The sequence below is a fragment of the Paenibacillus sp. FW101-FHT12H11 genome, assembly GCF_058790355.1.
In genome coordinates this window covers 434650-457407 of record NZ_JBYTCO010000006.1, presented here as the reverse complement: position 1 = coordinate 457407, position 22758 = coordinate 434650, and the positions used below count along the sequence as shown (strand labels likewise).

The window sequence follows — 22758 nt, the reverse complement described above, 5'->3', positions numbered from 1 at the left end:
ATAGACATAATGTCGCTTTGTACGTTGTTGGCTATTATAGACGAAGTCAATCCTCAGGTCAATAGGCTCTCTGCTTACCGAGCTTATTGGGATAAACGACTTGCCAATTCATATAACTCTGTGTTGAATTCACGTTTCGTATTAACAACTAAGTCGATATCCGTAGCGACTAACTCGCCTTTGATAACGCCGCAAGCTTTGGAAGAATCGCCTTCCATCAGTCTGCGAACGGCAAAATCCCCAAGACGGCTTGCCAAGATACGATCGTTATGCGTTGGTGTTCCACCACGTTGGATGTGACCAAGAACCGTAACACGCGGCTCAATACCGACTACCTCATTGATTTGTTTCGCAACTCCTTCGCCAGTACCTGCTCCTTCAGCGATCAGGATAATACTGTGACGTTTGCCATGAGAGAAGTTGTCTTTCATACGGTTAGCCACTTCGCAGATGTCAACTTCAACCTCTGGAACGATGATGGTTTCCGCACCGCTGGCTAATCCCGCGTAAAGCGCAATTTCTCCGCAATGACGGCCCATAACTTCTACAACGGATGAACGCTCGTGGGAGGTCATGGTGTCGCGAAGCTTATTAATCGCGTCCACGACGATACTTACCGCTGTATCGAAACCGATCGTAAAGTCTGTAAACGGAATGTCATTGTCGATTGTCCCTGGCAGACCCATCGTTTTGATACCCAGTTTACTTAGTTTGTTGGCCCCTTGGTAGGACCCGTCCCCACCGATAACAACCAAGCCGTCAATCCCACGTTTACGCAGGTTATCCGCCCCGATTTGTTGGCCTTCCGGAGTCAAAAATTCTTTGCAACGTGCTGTCTGCAGGATCGTTCCGCCACGTTGAATGATATCTCCAACGCTTCTAAGATCCATTTTGCGAATATCATCGTTGATTAAACCATGATAGCCACGTTGCACGGCATAAACTTCAAGTCCATGGAACAATGCGCTTCTGACAACCGCACGAACCGCTGCATTCATTCCCTGGGAGTCTCCACCGCTTGTTAAAACTGCAATTGATTTTACTGCTGACATTTCAATTTCCTCCTTCAAATTCTTGTGAATGACATTCATGATGTCGTACGGATATACATGCTATTTAGCCAGAAAAACAACCGGGTTAACGGACTATTTTTCATAAGACGCTTGGATATGTTTTTTACTTGCTGTTGTCCATTCACTTTAGGGTCTGACAAGTAGAGCGCGAGCAAACCTTCGATTATCATACGATGAAATCGCGGATGTTCCAAGAACAAAATTTTGCTGCGCGCTTCCTGCACGATAAATGCAATCCTCTCAACCGTGTCCTCCATAGAGCTATAATAGCTGCAGAAGTTCAGGTCTCCACCGAGAACATCTTCTTCCTGATCAATTAAATAATCAAGCAAGATATGCAGCCCACAAACGTAAGGAAAATACGCCTCACGAATCGCCTCCACCTGCTTGTCATTCAACTGCGTATCGCATGCCGCCAAGAACAGCATAAACATCCCTAAAGTCGACCCCGTAGCTGCCGCAAATTCATTCCAATCAATCTGGCGATAACGATGATGGTGAAGTTTCCACCACTGTTGAAGCTCGGGTTCTCGCATATCTTTGCGGATATGCTTGTACACTTGCAAATCGCAGTATAAACCAACGAAATCCCGTACCTGATCCGCGACTTGTCCATAAGACGGCAGCAAATCGATACAGGATTGGCACTTCAAAACAAGATCCCTCAAATAATTGCCGTCCTCTTTCTCCTGTCTATACGCGTAATAATCATGCAAAGGTTTGGAAGGATCTACGGCATCAAGCATCGATTGATGCAATTGTCGGAAATCTTGAGGATCTAGGGAAGTGCTGCGATCGCATAAATTATCTAGATAATCACTTATCGTCTGAAAAGCAACGATTAGCGGTATTAGTACATGACGCATCGACAAATTGGCAGCCGCATAGACGGCGCCGCCCTGACAATGAAACTTCTTCGTTGCTATGCTGGCTAAAGCTTGCGTACGCAGTTCAGTATCTGGAATGTTCTCCGCTCTTGTTTTCCAAATGGAAAGCTGTTCGCCTACATCCGGTAAAATGTACCGATATACCCTGAGCATTAACCGGAGTGGACCTTGCGGAACCTTCGTACTACTTCTGTCCAATTGCTTCAAGCAGACTTCCTCCACAACTTTGTTCATAGCAATATTGCAGCAGCAGCTGCATTTCATAACGTTGGATATGTCTCAGCCAGCTATCGACTGTTGAATTTTGAACCAGGGATACCTGAAGTTCTACCACGTCAATAAAAACACATGGGTTCCATACAGGCGAAGTAATCAATACTTCCAGCTTCTGGCGCAACGCCTCATTGTCTAGATCCGCCAAGTCTTTCACACTTAAATAATCTCTCACGCAGGCAATTAAATTTGAAAAAATAGGATGATGACCGACGTCATTAAACCAATATTTCGCATTGCTATAATCGCCTTCCATCCGGTGCATAAGAGCATGCCAATAGCTGCCTGTCGCATTTGTAATTTCCTGGGCAATATCGTGCGACTTGTCGAGACTTTCATTCAGTAAATAAAGACCCGCTTTGATAGCCAATCCATACATCTCTTGCTCTGGATTCCCTTGGCTCATAGTAACAGGTAACATCGCTTCAATGTTCGCATCCATGGCTAAATCCCATTCTACAATTGGATATAAGGCAGGCAGATGCTCCAAGAGCGGCTTCGCAATAGCTTCCAGCCAGTCTGTACCATCTTTATTGCTATGCATGCCAGTCACTCTCCCTTTCATTAGACGAACTTAATGGTGGGTCTTCGCTTCCAAATCCTGATTAATCCGGAACCAAAGGTGAAGATCATTTATAATCGATGCCAAATCAGCAATTTCGGAATTCAAACGACAGGAAGTTATAAAATCATCTTCTTGATCCAACTGGTTTTGTTTACGAATAATGACGCTTTCCAACTTCATGATTCGATCGGGGATGACTCCTCGAATTTGTTCCCATTGAAACAGAATTTCAACACGAACATCAGAGGGGTAAGAATCCCAATCTTGTTCTAAAGCCGGCGTCTCGATACCAAGTCTGGCATTGTATTGAAAATAGCAGCTCATTCTTCTGAATTACCTCCTTGCAGTAAAAACATGCTGCAATAGTTCAAGAAACATTCTACCTTTAAATGTATCACTTCAAACCTTTGGTTTCCAGTTAAAATTGTATGTCAACAATATTTCATTTTCTGGTATACTTAAATAACGTTTTTAGAAGGGACAAATTGGTTAGGAGAGATACAGAAATGACCGCTTCAGCTGTGAAAAGAACGATCTCATGGAATCAGCTTATCTCCTTTTTTCTCCCCCTCGGTCTTTCCGCAACTTTAGTTACCCTCTCGCACGTTATCATTAACAGCACACTTGCCAGGGCTGATAATCCCGAATTGGTCATTGCCAGCTATGCGCTGCCACTAAGTTTGTTAGGCATAACCGAGAGACCCGCTGTTCTGCTAAGACAAGCTTGTTCTACCCTCGTCAGGGACCGCATCTCGTTTCGAGCCATGGCAGCAGTCAGCTCTTATGTATTTGCTTGTATCATCCTTCTTGGTCTCATTATATGCTACACGCCGGTCGGAGAGTGGGTATTTCTTTACTTCTTTGGCGTCGAACCCGAGTTGTTGGACTCTACGATCAGTGTTTATCGTATTTTAATGTACGTTAGCATTTTTTCCGGACTGCGGTGTTTATTCCATGGCATTATTATTTTTAATATGCGGACCAAATGGTTAACCATCGGCATGGGTGTACGAATTGTCGCTATGTATTTATTATCGTTATATTTTATCACAACCGATAATGTCTCTAGCGGGCGAGTTGGCGCTATTATTTTTCTAATGGGTATGGTCATTGAAGCTTTAGTAGCCATCTGGGAAGGCACCAGCTTGCTAAAAAAAGTTATTCCTGAGAAGGTGCCCAGCCATCCCGTTGAAACCAAGAAGCAAATTTTCAGCTTCTATAAGCCGCTCTTGTACTCATCTATCATCGCCGTCATCATCGGACCCTCTATTAATGCGATCTTAGGAAAAACAACGCACATCCACCTTGCCATATCTTCTTTTGCGATTGCCGGCTCTTTGACGCAGCTGGTTTTAAGTTTTTTCTCTTATATTCATCAAATCGTGTTGAACTTCTATCGCAAAGATGCAAAATCCGTGCTGCGGTTTGTCCTTGTTCTTAGCTTTATTCCCGGAACTCTCATCGCTATTCTTGCTTATACACCTCTAGGTCCCTGGTTTATGTCCCATGTGATGGGCGTTAATGCTGAACTCATGCGAGCCAGCTTGCATGCTATGCGTATCTTTATGATTATGACATTAGTATTCCCTTGGCTGGATTATATGAACGGGATTATCATGCTCAGAGGACAAACGAAAATAATGGTTTTCTCACAATCGGCAAATGCTACGATCACGGTCTTAACCCTTTTCATCTCCATTTGGGCAGTACCCGACTGGAATGGAATGATTGGCGCATTAGCACAATCCATCGGCACGTTGGCCGAGTTGCTGGTCGTGGTTTACGTGCTCAAACGCACAGCCGAAGAACCGCAGCCAACCCTATCTCCAAAAAATTTGTAGCGAAAACGAGTGATAACCATCTATGAGTACGTCTAATCTTATAAAGTCACAACATCGCCTGCTTCGATTGTTCACATTCTCCTTTTTTATGACAATGGGCATCGTCGTCACTTTTTTCCCCCTGTATTTTGATTACAAAGGATATTCCAAGCTTCAAATTGGCTTGCTTTATGCCATTGGACCGCTGATTGGGATCGCAACAAATTTGTTGTGGGGTTTCTTGAGCGACCGTTTTCAAACCGTCAAAAAAATCATGATCATACTGATCATCGGCCAGCTCATCACGGCCATCTTAGTGTTTACTGCGGGATGGTTTTCCCTGCTGTACATTTGTTTAGCGATGTTTTTCTTCTTTCAACAGCCGGTTAATTCGCTCAATGACAGCCAACTCATGTTGAGCATCCGGGCAAGCGGCAAAAGCTACGCCTCTTTTCGTGTGTGGGGCTCCATCGGATTCGCTGTGTCCGCCGGAGGTTTTGGTTTGCTGCTTAGACATTACGGGACAGGCCTCACGCCAATTCTGTGTCTGTTCACGATTACCTGCACGCTAATCCTTGTTTTCTTATTAAAGGACGCGCGTCAAAGCGGCAAAAAAATTGCTTTAGGCGGCATGTTAAGCATTCTTCGTTCGAAGAAGTTTGTGTGGTTCTTAACTTTGATCATCATTATGTCAGTCTCTCACCGTTTTAATGATGGCTTCCTAGCCCTCTATATGCGGCAGCTCGGAGCCCCTGACTCTGTGATTGGTTACGCTTGGATGGCTTCCGCACTAAGTGAAATCCCCATGTTCTTCTTTCTAAGCAAGCATGGGCATCGGTTCAAAGAATTGCCGCTTCTGGCCTTTGCGGGAATTATTTACGCTTTGCGCTTTTTCATTATGGGATCTATCCATAATCCCGTTTGGATCATCGGCGTTCAGTTGCTGCATAGCTTAACATTCGGCGTATTCCTCATAACGGCCAATCGTTATTTGAGCCAAATTATACCCGATGAATACCGCTCGTCCGGGCAAGCGATTTTTGCTGTGGCTTGGTCAAGCATCGCTGGATTAATCAGCGGCATGTTGGGCGGCTGGATCTATGACGCTCTGGGGGGAAGCACGGTTTACGTCATTGCCGGCTGTCTATCCATCGTGGCAGCAATCGGTTTCCTTGCTACGCATCTATTCCAAAACGATGAGCGTTTGCCGGGCAGCAGATAGTTTTTTTATTGAAGGGAATGATTACGTGTTAGCCATTGAACGGTTATCTCACAGTTTCCGCACTGGGCAAGAGGATACCCCCGTTCTGCATGAACTAAGTTTCCGGGTAGAGCAAGGCGAAATGGTCGCTTTGCTCGGGAGCTCAGGCTCCGGGAAATCAACACTGCTAAATTTAATGGCGGGCTTAATGAAGCCCACTCGAGGTAGTATTAGCATCGCAGGACAGGCGATTGAGAAAATGAGCGAAAACCGCTTGGCGGAATTTCGAAGGACGCATATCGGCTTTATTTTCCAATCTTATGAATTAATAGCACATTTAACCGTACGCGAAAACGTTGAGCTGCCCCTCGTCTTTCAAAGTGTAGCCGCCTCAGAACGCAAACAACGAGCCATGGCGCTTCTGCAACAAGTCGGGATCGGTGACAAATCGGATTTATTTCCTTCACAGTTATCCGGCGGACAGCAGCAGCGTGTCAGTATCGCTCGCTCCCTCATTACGAAACCTGCCATCGTTTTTGCTGACGAACCTACTGGTAATCTAGATACGAAGACGGAAGCCGAGATCATTGATTTACTCATTGATTTAAATGAGAATTCGGGCATCACCTTCGTGATCGTTACTCACGAACACGAAGTAGCGCGCCGTACGCGGCGGATTTTACAGCTTCGCGACGGATACTTGCTGGAAGGTAATGAGCAGGACGGTGAGACCGGATGAAGCTTAAAGATTACGTTCGACTTGGCTGGGACCAACTGCAGCGGCGCAAAGTCGTCACAGCCTTATGTACCGTTGGAATCGCCATCGGTTCGGCTTCCATTATGGTGGCGCTCGGCTTCGGAGAATCCATTCAGCATTACAGCCAGAAACAAATGAGCTTTTATCTCAAAACAGATGAAATTACAATTACAGAGCAGAACAATGACCCGAACAGCCAGCCTAAACTAACAACAAGCAAGCTCGAACTCATTCGTACTTTTCCACATGTGAAATCCGTTGCTAGTTTTCAAGACTTAGGACAATTCAGCTTCACGGTTGATGACGGCAAACAAAGTTACCTTCATCTCATTGCCACTGAACTAAGCGCGTTGGAAGATTTCGACTCCAAATTTGGGCAAGGCGGCGCTACGAACCAAGATAACCACATTGTGCTCAATTACGGGGCAACCCTCGGTGTTATGGATTCCAAGACGATAGAGACCAGAAATAAGCTGATGCAGCAAAATCCAACCAAGGAGCAGGCTGAAACTTACCGTCAAATGGGCGCAATTCCTTACCCGCTTTATCAAAAGCAATTGTTGCTCAAAGCAAATAATTACGAAGACCAATCTGGAGGGAATTCGGGTACAAACTTGGCTGAACCAAGAGAAGTGACACTGCGGGTTACTGGCATTCTGAAAAAACCGGATGGTTTGCCTGATTCCATGCTGCAAGGGAACAAAACGGCTTATGTATCCCCGCAAACCGGCCAGAAAATTTTGGAGGCTCTGAACAAGTCGGCTCAAAACGGTCGCGTTCAATATTCGGAAGTGAAAGTGAAAATTGACAATAGCGTCAACGTCAAACAAGTGGATGAATGGATAAAGAAACTCCAGCTCAACACGCAAACTAATTTATATCAAGAGGATCGGATGAAAGGCGAATTCGTTATCGTTCGGTTGCTGCTCACGGGTGTCGGTCTTTTCGTGCTATTCGTAGCTTCGATTTCCATTGTAGTTGCTATGACGATGTCCACGCATCAACGCCGGAGACAGATTGGCATCATGAAGGTGCTGGGTGCGAATTTAAAACAAATCCGCAACATGTTTATCGTGGAATCATCGCTTTTAGGCATGTTAGGCGGCCTTGTAGGTATACTGCTTTCCTATTGGGTTATATGGGGAATCAACCTTATCATTATCCGATTCGGGTCTAATTCCGGAGAGCCCGCTGAAATTTTATTCATTTCCTTCTGGATTCTTCCAGTCGGCATGTTTTTCGCTGTGATGACCGGCGTTCTATCAGGGCTATACCCCGCTATTAAAGCATCGCGCACGGACGCGTTGACAGCTATTAAACGAGAATAGGAGTTTGCCTAGCATGAGGAAAAAGAAAACATGGATGCTGCTAATCACAGCGCTCTTGATCTGCGGAATTAGCGGCTTTTTATACATATCCAGCCATCCCCAAGCCATGAAGAGAGCAAATACGGACAACACCGCCTCTCCCAGCGCATTGCAATTTAAAGTAACCAAAGAGGACCTGGTCAACAGTGTCGAAGTCAAAGGAAAGTCGTCCTACGAGAAGGAAACACGAGTCTATGCGCCGTTTGGCGGTGAAATTAAAGCATGGCAAATTGCTGACGGGGCTCAAGTTAAAAAGGGGCAGCTATTGTTCGAACTTGACGCCACACCGCTGAAAAGTGAAATCGCAGCTCTGCAATCCAATTTGAAAAAGCAGAAGCTCGAGGCTGATCTTGCGAACTTCAAAGCAGCAGGACCGGAAGGAGAAACAACCAGCACTCCTGTTGGCGCTGTTAGCGAGGATGATTCCAGGTCTCGATTTGCTGCTTCCGAAGGACGCAGAATCCAGGAGCAGTTGAATCAGGTCAACGATGAGTCCATTCAATTGCAGCTGGCAAAAAAGCAAGAGAAAGTGGAGCAGGCCGCTTTTGTTTCACCTGAAGACGGCATCTTCTTATTCGAGGATTCCGCCAAAATCCCCAAGTCTGTCGAGGAAAGCGTACGAATCGGTAAAATCGTGGATTTGACAAAACTGCAGCTCGTTTGTACGGTAGGCGAGTTTGACGTTTTCCGGATTAAGCCGGGGATGTCCGTCCAAGTCAAAGTTGAAGCCCTGAAACAGAAAAAGCTGCAAGGAAAGGTTGAGAAGGTTTCCAAATTTGCCAAAACCGGCACTGATCAAGGTTCGGCTTCCGCACAATTCGAGGTCACGATTTCGCTAGAACCGGATGAACAGCTTATCGCAGGACTCAGTCTTTCCGGCACAATTGAGACAGAGAAAAAAAGTGGAACAACGGTCGTTCCCACGCTTGCTGTGAATCATGAGAAAGATATTTACTACGTCATGTTGCAGACACCGCAAGGCACAGAACGCCGTGAAATTGAGATCGGCTTGGAAACACCTGAGAAAACGGAGGTCCTCAAGGGGCTCCAAGAGGGAGATACGGTTGTGCTGCAGTGACAACTGTTTTATACTATACTCTTAGTACCAAGTAATCATGATGACGAAAATGATGCAGCAAAGGCAGGTAATTGTTTTATATGAATTATGAGGATTTTAAATCTATTGTGTTAGAGCGCCGCAGCGTTCGTAATTTTACAGAGCAGGAAGTCGCGACCGAAGATATTCGTGAAATTATCGACTGTGCCCGCTATGCGCCAAGCGATACGAACTCCCAGACATGGAAGTTTATTGCGATACGAAATACGGAAAAGATTAAACATATCGAACAACTAACCTGGGATCAGCTTCATCTCAGGGCGTCTGAAGCCGAGCAGAAAGGTCTTTCGCGAGAAGCACGCCTTCTTGTAAAGTCGTTCGGACCTTATGCTACTGCGTTTTCCAACGCTCCCGTGCTGATCATTTGCTTAGCAACACCGTACGAGTCGAAGTTCCGTGAGCGGATTTTTGATCCGATTGAGCTTGTTGAAGATGCGGTATGGGCAGAAGAAGGCATCAAGAGCTCCTGCTTAGCCTCGCAGAATCTGATGCTTGCCGCGCACGCCAGAGGTCTCGCGACATGTCCGATGACAGGCCCCGTTTTGCTGGCCCAAGATCAAATTCGCGAATATCTGAACATTCCGGAAGAATGTCAGATCAATATGGTCATTTCCCTTGGCCATCCGATGGATCGCCCGGGCAAATTGGCCCGCAAAGAAATTGATGATATTCTTCAAATCATCGACTAAGATGAGGAGCTGCCGCATTCGCGGACAGCTTCTTTTTTTTATATGCGCGACTTTAAATCCGCAGCTATGCGAGCATATGATTGGTTAGTTGGTAGTGGCACATGGTGAACGGTTGAACCGGAACTACGGACCGCTATTTTGCTGCAAACCAACCATTTGACGCATTGGAGGGAACTACGGTCCGCTATTCGAACAATTTTGGAGTAAATACATCCATTTGTGAGCAAATAAGGCCCTACAGTTCCGTCTATCCAGGAATATCTCCATTTTAGCTTAAATAGCGCCCTGTCGTTCTCTTACTATATGTAACCCAGATTTGTCAGCGTAAACAACAACTTACTCCTCGCACTCCCTTCTTCTCCCGCGCTAACATGCCAAAATTACCACCACAAACATTATAACGTTATATTTACTTAAAGAATTCTATGTGCTATTCTAACATTATAACGTTATATTCAATTATACAATTTACAACCTTCTCCTACATATTAGGAGAGCTTAGAAGGAAGACTTAGTGAAAGCGTTCATAATTCGAGTTATGGAAAAAGGTGACAGGCATGCAGGAGCGGTTCGTCCTACACAATGTTAAGCAAGTAAACGGAGAATTTCTGGATATTGTAATTGAAGGCGGAAAAATTACGGAGTTGACGAGTCCCGGACAAGGACAAGGAAAACAGATCGTTGACTATTCAGGTGCCTATGTTTCAAGCGGCTGGATTGATATGCACGTTCATGCCTTCCCTGCCTTTGATCCCTATGGCGATGAAATCGATGAAATCGGCGTCAAGCAAGGTGTCACAACAATTGTTGATGCCGGAAGCTGCGGTGCAGATCGTATCGCCGAACTAGCAGCAAGCAGACAAAACGCGCTGACGAACTTGTTTGCTTTTTTGAACATTTCGCACATCGGGTTACAAAGGATCGACGAATTATCCGATATGTCATGGATTAACCAAGAGAAGGTTGTTGAAGCAGTCAGGAACTATGGGGACTTCATCGTCGGTTTGAAGGCAAGAATTAGCAAAAGTGTTGTTCGCGATTCCGGCATTGAGCCTTTGCGTGCTGCACGTGCGCTTTCAGCAGCAACGGGTCTTTCTTTAATGGTTCATATCGGTTCTGGACCTCCGAGCATTGAAGAAGTTGTTTCGCTTTTGGAAAAGAATGATATCATTACTCATTATTTGAATGGGAAGGCTAATAATCTTTTTGATGACAACGGCAAACCTCTGCAAGTCCTTACGAAAGCGATTGAAAGAGGCGTTCATCTGGACGTCGGCCACGGTACAGCCAGTTTTTCATTCAAAGTTGCTGAAGCCGCGAAAAAGCATCACATCGGTTTGGACACGATCTCAACGGATATTTATCGTGGGAATCGTTTGAAAGGGCCTGTTTTTAGTATGTCCAATGTGCTGACGAAATTTCTGTATCTGGGCTATACGCTTGAGGAAATCATTGCTGCTGTGACTACGCATGCTGCAAATTGGCTGAACAAACCGGAGCTTGGCCGCATTCAAGTTGGAGATACAGCAAATCTCACTCTGTTTACCGTTCAGAATGAAAAGACTCAAATCACGGACTCTGAAGGAGACACACGCACGGCGGAACAAACAATTCAATCTAAAGGAGTAGTTGCAAATGGCGCTCTCATTAAATGCTAAATACGGTCTTAAACGTGTCATCAATGCCAGTGGACGTATGAGTATTCTCGGGGTATCCGCTCCGACCGACACCGTTATGGAAGCCATGAAACATGGTGGTCAAAATTACGTTGAAATTGCAGATCTTGTAGATAAAGCCGGCGACTACATCGCCAAAATTCTTGGTTCCGAAGCTGCCGTTGTCGTTAACTCGGCCTCCAGCGGCATCGCGCTTTCCGTGGCAGCCGTAGTAACCCAAGGGAATCGTCGAGCAAGCGAGCGGCTGCATCAGGACCCTATTGCCAAACGTGATATCATCATTCTCAAAGGTCACAACGTGCAATACGGCGCTCCTGTTGAAACCATGGTTTACCTTGGTGGCGGCAGACTCGTAGAAGTTGGCTATGCCAATGAAGGGAAAGCCGAGCATATTGAAGACGCGATTAACGAAAGTACGGCCGCTATTCTTTATGTGAAATCTCATCATGCCGTCCAAAAAAACATGATTTCAGTTGAAGAAGCCTGGGATATTGCGCAGCGAAATAACGTACCGCTCATTGTAGATGCGGCTGCGGAAGAAGATATTCAAAAGTATGTAAAATACTCCGATCTGGCGATTTACAGCGGTTCCAAAGCCATCGAAGGTCCTACATCAGGTATTGTCGGAGGCAAACGCACCTATATTGAGTGGCTTAAAGTTCAACTGCACGGCATTGGCCGGAGCATGAAAGTCGGCAAGGAAACTTCCTTCGGCTTGCTTCAAGCACTTGATGAGTATGGCGTTAAAGCAGACAAAAGCGAGCAAGAAAAAGCAGCTTTGCAAGTGCTAATGCCGCTTAGCGAATTAAAAGGCATTAAAGTGACGATTGTTCAAGACGAAGCAGGCCGTGCCATTTTCCGCGGACGCATTCAAATTGATCCGGAGCAAGCCGGGACGACAGCGAAAGAAGTCGTAAATGGGCTTCGCGAAGGTGACATCGCCATCTATACACGCGATTATGGCGTGAGACAAGGCTATTTTGATATCGATCCACGTCCGCTTCAAGGCGATGACATTGAGGTTATCGCTGCTCAAATACGCAAATTAGCAGGAGGTCAATAATATGTCCAACATGGCAAAAAGATTGTATAAAGGCCGCGCAGCGCTAAACGTGCTCGCTAACTCCGTTGAAAACGCAAAAGAAGTTTTCGAAGCAGCTGAAGGTTACGTGCTTGTCGGCGTTCTTTCGAAAGACTACCCAACCGTTGAGACAGCCGTTGCCGCAATGAAAGAATACGGCAAAGCGATTGACGAAGCCGTATCCATCGGACTAGGCGCAGGCGACAATCGCCAAGCCGCTGTCGTTGCTGCGATTGCCAAGCATTACCCGGGCACTCACATCAACCAGGTGTTCCCTGCCGTTGGGGCAACACGCGCCAATCTTGGCGAGCAAGACAGCTGGATCAACAGCTTGGTCTCTCCTACTGGCCGCGTCGGCTATGTCAATATCTCAACAGGTCCAGTAAGCGCGGCTCAACCAGAGCACGCCATCGTACCTGTTAAAACCGCTATCGCGCTTGTTCGCGACATGGGAGGGAATGCACTCAAGTACTTCCCGATGAACGGCTTGAGCCGTGAAGACGAGCTTCGTGCCGTTGCACAAGCTTGCGGCGAAGAAGGTTTTGCTCTTGAGCCAACTGGCGGCATCGACATGGAAAACTTTGAAACCATCCTGCGCATCGCGCTTGAAGCGAAAGTTCCACAAGTTATCCCTCACGTGTACTCATCAATTATTGATAAAGCTACAGGAAAAACGAATACATCCGATGTACGCGAACTGCTCAGTATCATGAAGAAGCTGGTTGATCAACATGGCTAAGCGAATTGCTGCTTTTGGAGAGGTTATGATGCGCCTGCAGGTGCCAGGTTATGAACTCTTGTCCCAAGCCAACTCGCTTAACTACACGTTCTCCGGTACAGGGGTGAATATCAGCTCCGCGCTTGCTCGCTTCGGGCATTCCGGGTTCCTGATCTCCAGATTGCCGTCCAACCCAGTAGGAGATGCTGCAGAAGCTTACTTACGTAAACTAGGCATCAACTCCTCGATGATTACTCGCGGCGGCAACTATGTCGGCATGTATTTTTTAGAAAATGGTTTCGGTGCGCGGCCCAGCCGCGTCACGTATTCCAACCGGCAGGAAAGCAGTTTCAACACGGCCCCGGAAAGCACTTATAATTTTGCTGAAATTGCTAAAAATATCGATATGATCCATTTCTGCGGGATTACTCTCGCCATGAATGATAACGTGCGCCAGCATATGAAGGCCTTGGCCAAACAAGTCAAAGCTAACGGCGGCACGGTTGTTTTCGATTGCAATTATCGTCCGGCCCATTGGGGAGAAGGCGGTTACGCGAAAGCAAAACCCCATTACGAGGACATGCTGCAACTTGCTGACATTGTCATGATGAATGAGAAAGATGCCATTTATATCCTAGGCATGCATACCGATCAAACCGAACGTCAAGATCAGCTGATGGAACTGATTCCAGCGGTTGCAGACAAATATCAGATCGCTGTCATTGCAGGAACGCATCGTCATATCAACAGTGACAACACCCATTCTCTACGTGGATTTATTTATAAAAATCAGTCGTTCACTTTTTCTAATCTACTCACATTTTCTATCTATGATAGAATTGGTGCTGGAGATGCCTACACAAGCGGTATCGTACATGGGGAAATCCAAGGATTTTCACCTGACAAGACAGTCGGGTTTGCAGCTGCCGCCGGCATGCTCGCGCATACCATTGTTGGCGATACGCCTATGTCATCGGAAAGCGATATTCTGCGTGCGATGACGGAAGTTGTGGGCGATGTAGAAAGGTAGTGAACGTTTAGGTGAACTTATCCCGTAATAAACGCCCTTTATATTTACAAATTATGAATATCCTAAAGGATCGCATCTTGCATGGTGTGTATCCTTTGGGTACCAATATTCCATCTGAACCCCAGTTGGAGCTGGAATTCAATGTTAGCAAGATCACCGTTCGAAATGCCATCAAAGAGCTGGCACAAGAGGGTTATTTGGAAAAAGGCAGCGGCAAAGGAACCAAAGTCATTCGCAATGCTTCCCTGTCCAAGCTGTCCAAATGGAAACGGTTCACAGAAGTGCTGGTTGAAGAAGGCCACCAAATCCACAAGCAATTGCTGCGCGCTGAAATTGTTTCGAATACACCTGGGACTTTGCCTTTTCAGCTGTTTGGAGAGCGGTGTTTCTATATCGAACGCCTATATCACTTAGATGACAGGCCCTATATTCACTATTCCCACTATCTCTCCCTGCAAATGTCCACGATCGAACTCACGGACTTGAACGAACAATCCTTGTACGAGCTCCTTGAGGATCACGGCATTGCCTTAGAGAAATATCGGGATGAATTTGCTGCTGTCACCGCTTCTTCCCATGTGGAGAATATGCTGCAGGTGAAACCAGGCACGCCCTTACTGAACAGATTGCGATATTCCTATGATGAACAAGGCACTCTGATCGAATTCAGCGCAGGGCATTACAGCACCGAAATGCACAATTATGTAGTTAATTACGATACTTAGGAATACTGGCTTCAGCCTTGTTTCCTTTTCTCGTCGACACCTTGATAACGCTTACTAACATCTTGAGAAGAGGGATTCCACATGAATATGTATCTACTGATCGTTACCCTGCTTGCTATTGTCATTGTTATTCTCGGCGTAGCCTGGTGGAAATGGCATGCCTTTATTTCTTTAACCGTTGCGAGCTTGTTCCTGGCGCTTATGGCGGGTCTTTCTATGGATAAAATCGTTGGCGCATACGAAACCGGCGTCGGCGCTGTGCTAGGGCATTTAGTCGGCATTTTGGCATTAGGTACAATTTTGGGTAAAATGATGTCCGATTCCGGGGCAGGCACCCAAGTCGCCAATTTCTTTATTCGCGTGTTTGGTGAAAAACGTTTGCCTTGGGCCATGCTGCTATCCGGTTTTATTATCGGGATCCCTGTATTTTTTGACGTCGGAATCGTTATGCTCCTGCCGCTTGTGATCTCCATTCACAAATCAACGAAACAAAATATATTGCTCATCGGATTACCGGTCATTGCCGGATTGTCCATTGTTCACGGTCTAGTGCCACCGCATCCTGGCGCTATGACAGCCATCGGTATTTATAAAGCAGACATCGGCAAAGTGCTCATTTACTCGCTGATCATTGCGATTCCAGCTGCGATCATTGCAGGCCCCCTGTTTGCCAAGTGGGTAAACAAACGGGTTGTTCCTCAGAATGAACCTGAGCTTCTGGATGCAAGCACTGAGCCTGATAAATTGCCAGGCGCCGGCATTTCCTTTTTCATTATTTTGCTGCCTGTTTTATTGATGGTTTTGTCTGTCATTGCACCTTACCTGCCGATTCCAAGCGGATTCATGAAATTCCTTACTTTTATCGGGAATTCCGTGATCGCGCTGCTCATTTCTTGTTTCGCTGCCTTCTACTTCCTGGGCATTCGCCAAGGTATGAGTAAAAGTTATATCAGCAAACTGTCGCACGATTGCCTGCTCCCTGTTGCTTCGATTATTTTGATTATCGGTGCCGGCGGCGGATTCAAACAAATCCTTATCGCCAGCGGCGTAGGGACCTCTATTGCGCAAATGGCTGAAAATATTTCTCTTTCTCCTATCGTACTTGCTTTCATGGTAGCCGGATTAATTCGTGTCGCAACCGGTTCTGCGACGGTCGCTTTAACGACAGCCGCGGGTATCGTTTCTCCCATTGTTGAACATATGTCCGGTGTTAATTTGGAGCTTCTTGTTATTGCCACAGGCGCAGGCTCACTGATGCTTTCCCACGTCAATGATGCAGGCTTCTGGATGGTTAAGGAATACCTCGGATTAACCGTCAAAGAAACGTTCAAAACGTGGACTGTCCTAGAAACACTCCTTTCCTTCATTGCATTCGGAACCGTGCTGATTATCGATATCTTCGTTTAAATATAAAAGCCTGTGCACCTCCCTCCCAGGATGTGTACAGGCCTTAAAAACAGCAAAAAAGACAGCCCCACAGGGGACTGTCTCTGTTGTTTGTGCTATGACACTCTATTTATAAGTGGGGACTCCCTATTTCTTATAATTTTGTGACGTTAGCTGCTTGAGGACCACGGTTGCCTTGAGTAATGTCGAACTCAACGGATTGGCCTTCTTCTAATGTTTTGAATCCTTCGCCCTGAATTGCGGAGAAGTGAACGAATACATCGTCGCCTCCATCAACAGAAATGAAACCGTAGCCTTTTTCTGCGTTGAACCATTTAACTGTACCTTTCAAGTGAACAACCTCCTAAAAATATCGCCATCTATGACGAATAAGGAAATTATACCATCTCATCTGGGATAAATCAACGCATAAAAAGCTCTGGACATGCTAAAATTTGTTGATGTACCAACGTTTTCCTCTATGCGAAGCCCCTCTTAATTATGCTTAAATATTGATGAGAATTTGGTAAAAAAGGTAGGCTTGCCTCTCTTTTTTCTACCAAATGCCCCTCGTTTGTCAATTCATTTATTAAATCAGGCAGTCTGCCATATTCCTCTGTTCGAAAACTCAGCAGCGGATATATCTTCACTTCACCACCAGGCTTCGCGACGCGAAGCAGCTCCCTCACCGCCTTCAGATGGAAGGCATAGTCGAACTGCTCCTCATACAGAAACAGAAAGTGACTGCACAGCACAAGATCAAAGGAATCTTGTTCAAAAGACAGCACCGGAAGACAAGCCACATGATACCTTACCATGCCTTCACGGCTTGAGAAGTCCTCTACGAACCTTTCTAGGCCCTTTATACGCCCTGCCGTATGATTTTGAAGCGAACCATAAAACGACCAGTCATAGACGTCCTGGAGCTTCTCCATCTTGGCCGCAACAAGCCCGATTTCTTGCCTGCCGTGTTGATCTATCTCCCCCGATGATTTCTCATACAGCGGGTCAACCGCCTCTGCGAGGATACCAAGCTGCCTTGCTTCTACCGTGAAGGAAGACGCACCGCCGGCCACATCCAGAACCCTTTTGCCTTGCAATTGTTCCAACTGCAGCATAAACATTTTCTCATACTCTGCATACGATCTTGAGGTCATCGCGACCCCGACTTGCTCATAAATCCGCTTTTGCTCCATGCTCATCTCTCCTCAGCTCATCTTCTCAGGGCAACAACCCGTCTCATAACCCATTTCCCTCTGGAAAGGATTAGGAGAATATTACCATGGGCAACGGTCTATGGCAATAGGATTTTCTTTGATGTCCTGTTTGGAAATCAAGCCTATTTATGATACGATTGCATATATCTTTAAGCTTACTACAGAAACGAGGAACAACCGTGTCAAAACAACCTTTCAAGAAACATACCATCTACAAAAAAGATAAATGGAACATGCTGAATGTGGAAGTCCAAGGAACCAAAATTGTGCTGACGGAGATCTCCGACCAGTGGGGTGAAGAGTGTCACACGTTCATCGGGCGGCCAGCGATGCTGCACTGGGCTAATGAGCGATTTGCTAAGGATCAGTTCGATGGTACGGAAGAAGAATGGCAAGCGATTATGGACGCATTCAAAGAAGTATAAACGGATTAGACCAAATGCCTTGACTTTCATTCTCTATCTTTTTATAATCAAGGTATAAGTTCATACGTAATACTCCAAAGGGGAGTAGCTGATACAGTAAAGTCGTCAATTCGGATCCTCATCAGATCCCGGCTTTATTGGCAACGACTATCGTTGTTAGCAAGACCTTTGCCAAATTTTTGGTGAAGGTCTTTTTTGATGAATTAGAGCCTTCACCGGTCGTCGGTGCTGGGCTCTATTTTTTTCAAAAAATTGCTAAAGGAGTGGTCGTTGTGGAATGGTTATCAGCAGGCTTTTTCGTTTCATTACTCAGCATTATCCTCATTGATTTGGTACTTGCAGGAGATAACGCGATCGTTATCGGTATGGCGGCACGTAATTTGAAAAAGGAAACACAAAAGAAAGTCATCCTTTGGGGAACCGTAGGCGCCATCGTTATTCGGGCACTTGCGACCCTGATCGTGGTCACGCTTTTGAAAATTCCTGGTCTTCTCTTAGCGGGAGGCATATTGCTCCTCTGGATCTCGTATAAGCTGCTCAGCGAGAAGAAAAATCACGAACAAGTTGAAGCGAAAAGCAGCATGTGGGCTGCCATTCGCACGATTATTATTGCCGACGCCGTAATGGGTCTGGATAACGTCATTGCAGTCGCTGGCGCCGCTCATGGAAATTTCCTGCTCGTCATCATCGGTTTGCTCGTCAGCGTCCCTATCGTAGTTTGGGGCAGCACCTTGTTCATCAAATGGATTGAAACTTATCCATGGATCATGTATATCGGCGCAGGCGTGCTCGCATTGACGGCAGGTAAAATGATTACCGGCGAGAAGTTCCTCTCCCCTTATTTCGCTTCAAATCCGCTGGGCAAATGGCTGCTTATCGGACTGCTCGTCATCATCGTGCTTGCCGCAGGCAAATGGTCCAAAATGGTCGGCTACCTCGTAGAAGTCGGAGACCGCGGACAGTTAAAACTGCCTAAAGAATTAAGCGATGAAGCTCAAATTGCTCCGGAAGATCGTTTTACAGTCAAGATGGATTCCCGAGGCAAGTTAATTCTGGTAAAGACAGAAGAGGATGAAAATCCAGATGAAACGATGCAGCATGCCGGATGAAAAAGGAGTTTGCCTGCAAGCAGCGAAAGTTACTATCATGCAGTAATTAGCAAGTGTCATATTCTATAGGGATAAGGATGATTCACCAATGACCGAATCCGGTTCCATACTCACATTTATTCTCGTATCCTTCTGCCTAGCCATCATTTTGATTATGAAAAAAGACAGCCTTCCCGCCCAAATGAAACGATATCTCGCATTATTGGCAATCGTCATGGTCTCGTTTTCGTTTGTACTCATCTTGATCAGCTTCTTTGGCGCCGGAAAGTAAATTTACTTCCTTCCAGCTTTTTCTTATAATCATAATTGAGTGGGTTAACGGTCATACTAGGTGAAAACCATGAAGTGGGTTTAGATCAAAATTCCCCCACATGGGTATAAGCCGGGAGCGTGACCGTAATGCGCTGGATCTATGTAACTGCAGCAATGGGACTTCTACTTAGCTCTGTCCCAGCAGCTGATTTGCATGCGAAGGAAAACCGTTTACCCCAAACTCAAAACAAGGACAGGAGGGCTCCCATGGCTCAACTATTGGAACGCAAACAAGTACCTGCCGAGCACCGTTGGAATCTGGAAGATTTATTTGCCGATGCGAAGGCTTGGGAAAAAGAATTTCAAGATGTTAAAAGCTCGATCAGCAAAATCAGCGCCTTCCAAGGAAAACTTAACGACGCCGCTGCCGTCAAGCAATGTTTCCAGTTGGAAGATGAGGTTTCTCTGAAGACAGAAAGACTTTATGTGTATGCCAACATGAAACATCATGAAGATACAGCAGAGCCTACTTACCAGGCCTTATCCGATAAATCGAAAAAAATCAGCGTCGAAGTGGGCGAAGCACTCTCCTTCATTTCGCCGGAAATTTTAAGTTTATCCGATGAAAAACTGCAACAGCTAGTCAATGATCCTTCTTTATCTTTTTATAAAGACACGCTCGAAGAAATGATTCGCCAAAAGCCGCACACGCTTTCCAAAGACCAAGAAGCTCTTTTGGCTCAAGCAGGCAATATGGCTGGAGCGCCGAGCACGATCTTCGGCATGCTGAACAACGCCGATTTGAAGTTCCCTAAAGTGAAAAACGAAAAAGGCGAGGAAGTTGAGCTCACGCACGGAAGCTACATTCAATTCCTGGAGAGCCGCGATCCGGAAGTTCGAAAAAATGCCTTCCATGCCGTTTACGAAACTTACCGCAACAACAAGAACACGATCGGCGCTACGCTCAGCGCGAATATTAATAAAAATATTTTTTATGCCAAAGCGCGTCACTATCCTTCCGTTCTGGAATCGACCCTTTTCGGCGATAACATCAAGAAGGAAGTCTACACGAACTTAATTTCAACCATTCACGACTCTCTGCCTGAGCTGCAGCGTTATTTGAAGCTTCGTAAAAAGCTGCTGAAAGTCGATGAATTACATATGTATGACCTCTTTGCCCCGCTGGTTGAAGAGTTCAAAATGGATATCACCTACCAGCAAGCCAAAGAAGAAATCAAGAAAAGCCTGGCTCCGCTTGGCAAAAATTACTTGAAAATTCTTCAAGACGGTTTCGACAACCACTGGATCGACGTTTATGAGAACAAAAATAAGCGTAATGGTGCTTACAGCTGGGGTGCCTACGGCACACATCCTTATGTGCTGCTCAACCATAAAGACAATTTAAACAGCATGTTCACGCTGACGCACGAAATGGGTCATGCCATCCATTCCTATTTGTCCGATGAAAATCAAGAATACCGCTATGCGCAGTATACGATTTTCCTTGCAGAGGTCGCTTCTACCTTGAACGAGGCGCTCCTCATGGACTATTTATTGAAACGCGTGACGGATCCAAAAGAGAAGCTTTATCTGCTGACTTATTATGCGGATCAATTCCGTACTACGGTATTCCGTCAAACGATGTTTGCCGAGTTCGAAATGATTACCCATGAGAAATCGGAACAAGGCGAGTCGCTTACGCCTCAAGAGTTCAGCGAAATCTACTACGGCTTGAATAAGCTGTACCATGGCAATGACATGGTTGTGGATCAGGATATTGAGATGGAATGGGCGCGTATTCCTCACTTCTATAACAGTTTTTATGTCTACAAATATGCAACAGGCTTCTCGGCAGCAACTAGCTTCGCGAAGCAAATCTTGGATGAAGGCCAGCCGGCCGTTGACCGTTACTTGGGCTTCCTGAAAAGCGGTGGCAGCGACTACTCCTTGAATATCCTGAAAAAAGCCGGCGTTGACATGTCGACACCGGAGCCGATCAAGCAAGCCATGAGCGTCTTCAGCTCTTTGCTCGATCAGATGGAAGAGCTTACGAAGTAAGTGAACGAGTGAGGTTGGAGGCCCGAGCCTTCAACCTTTTCTCCATGGAAAGGATGAATGTTGGATGAAGATGCAATGGATTCTGATCTGCGCATTAATATTCGCCCTCATTACAGCCGTATTTGCGGTTGTGAATGTCGAACCGGTGCAAGTAAATTTCATATTCGCCCAAACATCCACACCACTCATTCTCGTTATTTTAACCTCTACTTTATTGGGCGGTCTAATTGTCGGCCTCTTCGGAATGGTTCGTCAGTACAAGCTGAATCGTAAAGTCAAGCACTTGGAAAAGCAGCTGCAAGACGCTGTCTTGCCCCCAGCCGCACAGCCTGTGAAGGAAACAGCTGGTGAGGCTTCGCCTACCGTGCATTAGAGTAAAAAAAGTGCAGCAAATCTATTGAATTCGAAAATTCATAAATTTGCTGCACTTTTTTTATATTTGCGTCGATATAAGTAGTAATACGTAGCACACTACGCCTCCAACCAGCGAGGAGAGTGCATTTACCCGGTCATTGGTCATGAAGCGGAATCCACGTATTTGCTTCGCATTCTGACCACAGTGGACTTCTTTCTCGATTGTTTTCCCGCAAACCGTGCACTGATACATCACCTGCCAGGTAGCCCCCAACCATGAATCAGCTAAAGAACCAAGCAAACCCGAGAGGGCACCGAATAGTATTGAAAAAGGAATTGCGACTGTTTCATAGCCCATATCACCGATCGTGCTGAACCAACCGCTGAGCCATCCAATGAAAGCTCCTCCCACCACAGAAGCAAGCACGCCAATCGTGCTAATGCCACCTGATGTTCCCGCAGGAACACGCTTGCCATTAAGAATCGATCTCGGTTCAGATGAGCTCATGCCGCCAATTTCCGTTGCCCACGTATCCGCTGTGACGGTTGCCATCACGCCAACGAACAACATCCACCAAACAGGATCAGGCCAAATCGCATTGCCTATACATAGCAATAAACCCAAACCGCCGTTAGCCGCAACTTGTCCGGCATCGCGCCTTCCGCCTTTGGCATAACCGCTTTCCGCAGCGGCTTTGCGCTGATGCTTAAGCTTCGACAACACGCTCGAAGAAATAAAAAAGGCGATCAGCATCCCAAACCAAGCTAAACTGCCAAATACAAACATCAAGGTCCCAAGAATAACCGCAGAAATCAAACCTGATACAGAGAGGGATCCTCTCCAGTAGGCAGCGCCTGCAATAAGCAAACTGCCGGCTAAACCCCAAATCCATTCCATTTGAACACCTCAATTTCCAACTATTATTGTAGCATAGCACAGTATTGGGAATCATCCCGAGTTAACTCTGCTATTTTTCG

General features: G+C 46.0%; 24 protein-coding genes. 17 read left to right on the top strand and 7 right to left on the bottom strand.

What is annotated here, in order from left to right; all coding sequences use genetic code 11:
* Positions 1-83: 83 nt before the first annotated feature.
* Genes pfkA through AC3WTJ_RS21865 form a run of 4 tightly spaced genes read right to left on the bottom strand, consistent with a single transcriptional unit; the run spans position 84 to position 3122 of the window.
* The gene (gene pfkA, locus AC3WTJ_RS21880; protein WP_127454602.1) at positions 84-1052 is read right to left on the bottom strand and encodes a 6-phosphofructokinase; all 969 of its coding nucleotides are present in this window, start codon (positions 1050-1052) and stop codon (positions 84-86) included.
* Between the two features lie 35 nt (positions 1053-1087).
* Positions 1088-2113 (bottom strand): tetraprenyl-beta-curcumene synthase family protein, encoded by a 1026-nt coding sequence (locus AC3WTJ_RS21875; RefSeq protein ID WP_492523681.1) that lies wholly within the window; start codon positions 2111-2113, stop codon positions 1088-1090.
* 31 nt (positions 2114-2144) lie between these two features.
* The gene (locus tag AC3WTJ_RS21870; protein WP_492523620.1) at positions 2145-2777 is read right to left on the bottom strand and encodes a hypothetical protein; all 633 of its coding nucleotides are present in this window, start codon (positions 2775-2777) and stop codon (positions 2145-2147) included.
* 30 nt (positions 2778-2807) lie between these two features.
* A complete protein-coding gene (locus AC3WTJ_RS21865) occupies positions 2808-3122 on the bottom strand; it encodes a hypothetical protein (RefSeq protein WP_492523619.1) in 315 nt (104 codons plus the stop codon).
* A 182-nt stretch (positions 3123-3304) separates the two neighbouring features.
* Here AC3WTJ_RS21865 and AC3WTJ_RS21860 point away from each other — a divergent pair, with 182 nt between their 5' ends.
* From AC3WTJ_RS21860 to AC3WTJ_RS21805, 12 genes are all read left to right on the top strand, one after another.
* On the top strand, positions 3305-4639 hold the full coding sequence (locus AC3WTJ_RS21860) for a multi antimicrobial extrusion protein MatE (RefSeq protein ID WP_492523618.1): 1335 nt from the start codon (positions 3305-3307) through the stop codon (positions 4637-4639).
* Between the two features lie 22 nt (positions 4640-4661).
* On the top strand, positions 4662-5840 hold the full coding sequence (locus AC3WTJ_RS21855; RefSeq protein ID WP_492523617.1) for an MFS transporter: 1179 nt from the start codon (positions 4662-4664) through the stop codon (positions 5838-5840).
* Positions 5841-5865: 25 nt separating this feature from the next.
* Positions 5866-6558, top strand: a complete 693-nt coding sequence (locus AC3WTJ_RS21850; protein WP_181646688.1) for an ABC transporter ATP-binding protein — start codon at positions 5866-5868, stop codon at positions 6556-6558.
* Positions 6555-7904 (top strand): ABC transporter permease, encoded by a 1350-nt coding sequence (locus tag AC3WTJ_RS21845; RefSeq protein WP_492523616.1) that lies wholly within the window; start codon positions 6555-6557, stop codon positions 7902-7904. The genes AC3WTJ_RS21850 and AC3WTJ_RS21845 overlap by 4 nt, the downstream gene beginning before the upstream one ends.
* Before the next feature lie 13 nt (positions 7905-7917).
* Positions 7918-9021: an efflux RND transporter periplasmic adaptor subunit gene (locus AC3WTJ_RS21840; protein WP_492523615.1), complete on the top strand. Its 1104-nt coding sequence runs from the start codon at positions 7918-7920 to the stop codon at positions 9019-9021.
* An 80-nt stretch (positions 9022-9101) separates the two neighbouring features.
* Complete coding sequence (locus tag AC3WTJ_RS21835; RefSeq protein WP_492523614.1) at positions 9102-9749, top strand: nitroreductase family protein; 648 nt, start codon at positions 9102-9104, stop codon at positions 9747-9749.
* A 557-nt stretch (positions 9750-10306) separates the two neighbouring features.
* Complete coding sequence (locus tag AC3WTJ_RS21830) at positions 10307-11407, top strand: amidohydrolase/deacetylase family metallohydrolase (RefSeq protein WP_492523613.1); 1101 nt, start codon at positions 10307-10309, stop codon at positions 11405-11407.
* Positions 11385-12488 (top strand): DgaE family pyridoxal phosphate-dependent ammonia lyase, encoded by a 1104-nt coding sequence (locus AC3WTJ_RS21825; RefSeq protein WP_492523612.1) that lies wholly within the window; start codon positions 11385-11387, stop codon positions 12486-12488. The genes AC3WTJ_RS21830 and AC3WTJ_RS21825 overlap by 23 nt, the downstream gene beginning before the upstream one ends.
* Before the next feature lies 1 nt (position 12489).
* Positions 12490-13245 (top strand): 2-dehydro-3-deoxy-phosphogluconate aldolase, encoded by a 756-nt coding sequence (gene dagF, locus AC3WTJ_RS21820; protein WP_315954190.1) that lies wholly within the window; start codon positions 12490-12492, stop codon positions 13243-13245.
* Positions 13238-14254, top strand: coding sequence for a sugar kinase (locus tag AC3WTJ_RS21815; RefSeq protein WP_492523611.1), 1017 nt, complete (start codon positions 13238-13240; stop codon positions 14252-14254). Before dagF ends, AC3WTJ_RS21815 begins: the two co-directional genes overlap by 8 nt.
* A gap of 11 nt (positions 14255-14265) precedes the next feature.
* Positions 14266-14979: a GntR family transcriptional regulator gene (locus AC3WTJ_RS21810; protein ID WP_492523610.1), complete on the top strand. Its 714-nt coding sequence runs from the start codon at positions 14266-14268 to the stop codon at positions 14977-14979.
* A gap of 81 nt (positions 14980-15060) precedes the next feature.
* The gene (locus AC3WTJ_RS21805) at positions 15061-16386 is read left to right on the top strand and encodes a GntP family permease (RefSeq protein ID WP_492523609.1); all 1326 of its coding nucleotides are present in this window, start codon (positions 15061-15063) and stop codon (positions 16384-16386) included.
* Positions 16387-16519: 133 nt separating this feature from the next.
* On the opposite strand, the gene AC3WTJ_RS21800 is transcribed toward AC3WTJ_RS21805, so the two are convergent.
* Both AC3WTJ_RS21800 and AC3WTJ_RS21795 read right to left on the bottom strand, forming a co-directional pair.
* Positions 16520-16717 (bottom strand): cold shock domain-containing protein, encoded by a 198-nt coding sequence (locus tag AC3WTJ_RS21800; RefSeq protein ID WP_028556542.1) that lies wholly within the window; start codon positions 16715-16717, stop codon positions 16520-16522.
* A gap of 127 nt (positions 16718-16844) precedes the next feature.
* Positions 16845-17561, bottom strand: a complete 717-nt coding sequence (locus AC3WTJ_RS21795) for a class I SAM-dependent methyltransferase (RefSeq protein WP_492523608.1) — start codon at positions 17559-17561, stop codon at positions 16845-16847.
* A gap of 254 nt (positions 17562-17815) precedes the next feature.
* On the opposite strand from AC3WTJ_RS21795, the gene AC3WTJ_RS21790 reads away from it, so the two are divergent.
* The 5 genes from AC3WTJ_RS21790 to AC3WTJ_RS21770 all read left to right on the top strand — a co-directional run bounded on the left by AC3WTJ_RS21790 (position 17816) and on the right by AC3WTJ_RS21770 (position 21799).
* Entirely contained in the window at positions 17816-18007 is a 192-nt protein-coding gene (locus AC3WTJ_RS21790; protein WP_492523680.1) for a hypothetical protein, read from the top strand.
* A gap of 272 nt (positions 18008-18279) precedes the next feature.
* A complete protein-coding gene (locus AC3WTJ_RS21785) occupies positions 18280-19116 on the top strand; it encodes a YjbE family putative metal transport protein (RefSeq protein ID WP_492523607.1) in 837 nt (278 codons plus the stop codon).
* 88 nt (positions 19117-19204) lie between these two features.
* The gene (locus AC3WTJ_RS21780) at positions 19205-19387 is read left to right on the top strand and encodes a hypothetical protein (RefSeq protein WP_127454635.1); all 183 of its coding nucleotides are present in this window, start codon (positions 19205-19207) and stop codon (positions 19385-19387) included.
* A 248-nt stretch (positions 19388-19635) separates the two neighbouring features.
* On the top strand, positions 19636-21426 hold the full coding sequence (pepF, locus tag AC3WTJ_RS21775) for an oligoendopeptidase F (protein ID WP_492523606.1): 1791 nt from the start codon (positions 19636-19638) through the stop codon (positions 21424-21426).
* A 64-nt stretch (positions 21427-21490) separates the two neighbouring features.
* The gene (locus AC3WTJ_RS21770) at positions 21491-21799 is read left to right on the top strand and encodes a LapA family protein (RefSeq protein WP_315954197.1); all 309 of its coding nucleotides are present in this window, start codon (positions 21491-21493) and stop codon (positions 21797-21799) included.
* Between the two features lie 60 nt (positions 21800-21859).
* On the opposite strand, the gene AC3WTJ_RS21765 is transcribed toward AC3WTJ_RS21770, so the two are convergent.
* The gene (locus AC3WTJ_RS21765; RefSeq protein WP_492523605.1) at positions 21860-22678 is read right to left on the bottom strand and encodes a DUF92 domain-containing protein; all 819 of its coding nucleotides are present in this window, start codon (positions 22676-22678) and stop codon (positions 21860-21862) included.
* Positions 22679-22758: the final 80 nt, after the last annotated feature.

Excerpts from the sequence above, each read along its gene's own strand:
- dagF (WP_315954190.1), top strand. The coding sequence starts at position 12,490 with ATGTCCAACATGGCAAAAAGATTGTATAAAGGCCGCGCAGCGCTAAAC.
- AC3WTJ_RS21780 (WP_127454635.1), top strand. The coding sequence starts at position 19,205 with ATGACCGAATCCGGTTCCATACTCACATTTATTCTCGTATCCTTCTGC.
- AC3WTJ_RS21770 (WP_315954197.1), top strand. The coding sequence starts at position 21,491 with ATGAAGATGCAATGGATTCTGATCTGCGCATTAATATTCGCCCTCATT.
- AC3WTJ_RS21845 (WP_492523616.1), top strand. The coding sequence starts at position 6,555 with ATGAAGCTTAAAGATTACGTTCGACTTGGCTGGGACCAACTGCAGCGG.
- AC3WTJ_RS21835 (WP_492523614.1), top strand. The coding sequence starts at position 9,102 with ATGAATTATGAGGATTTTAAATCTATTGTGTTAGAGCGCCGCAGCGTT.
- AC3WTJ_RS21815 (WP_492523611.1), top strand. The coding sequence starts at position 13,238 with ATGGCTAAGCGAATTGCTGCTTTTGGAGAGGTTATGATGCGCCTGCAG.
- AC3WTJ_RS21795 (WP_492523608.1), bottom strand. The coding sequence starts at position 17,561 with ATGGAGCAAAAGCGGATTTATGAGCAAGTCGGGGTCGCGATGACCTCA.
- AC3WTJ_RS21825 (WP_492523612.1), top strand. The coding sequence starts at position 11,385 with ATGGCGCTCTCATTAAATGCTAAATACGGTCTTAAACGTGTCATCAAT.
- AC3WTJ_RS21765 (WP_492523605.1), bottom strand. The coding sequence starts at position 22,678 with ATGGAATGGATTTGGGGTTTAGCCGGCAGTTTGCTTATTGCAGGCGCT.
- AC3WTJ_RS21865 (WP_492523619.1), bottom strand. The coding sequence starts at position 3,122 with ATGAGCTGCTATTTTCAATACAATGCCAGACTTGGTATCGAGACGCCG.
- AC3WTJ_RS21875 (WP_492523681.1), bottom strand. The coding sequence starts at position 2,113 with ATGCTCAGGGTATATCGGTACATTTTACCGGATGTAGGCGAACAGCTT.
- AC3WTJ_RS21830 (WP_492523613.1), top strand. The coding sequence starts at position 10,307 with ATGCAGGAGCGGTTCGTCCTACACAATGTTAAGCAAGTAAACGGAGAA.
- pepF (WP_492523606.1), top strand. The coding sequence starts at position 19,636 with ATGGCTCAACTATTGGAACGCAAACAAGTACCTGCCGAGCACCGTTGG.
- AC3WTJ_RS21840 (WP_492523615.1), top strand. The coding sequence starts at position 7,918 with ATGAGGAAAAAGAAAACATGGATGCTGCTAATCACAGCGCTCTTGATC.
- pfkA (WP_127454602.1), bottom strand. The coding sequence starts at position 1,052 with ATGTCAGCAGTAAAATCAATTGCAGTTTTAACAAGCGGTGGAGACTCC.
- AC3WTJ_RS21855 (WP_492523617.1), top strand. The coding sequence starts at position 4,662 with ATGAGTACGTCTAATCTTATAAAGTCACAACATCGCCTGCTTCGATTG.
- AC3WTJ_RS21860 (WP_492523618.1), top strand. The coding sequence starts at position 3,305 with ATGACCGCTTCAGCTGTGAAAAGAACGATCTCATGGAATCAGCTTATC.
- AC3WTJ_RS21870 (WP_492523620.1), bottom strand. The coding sequence starts at position 2,777 with ATGCATAGCAATAAAGATGGTACAGACTGGCTGGAAGCTATTGCGAAG.
- AC3WTJ_RS21805 (WP_492523609.1), top strand. The coding sequence starts at position 15,061 with ATGAATATGTATCTACTGATCGTTACCCTGCTTGCTATTGTCATTGTT.
- AC3WTJ_RS21790 (WP_492523680.1), top strand. The coding sequence starts at position 17,816 with ATGCTGAATGTGGAAGTCCAAGGAACCAAAATTGTGCTGACGGAGATC.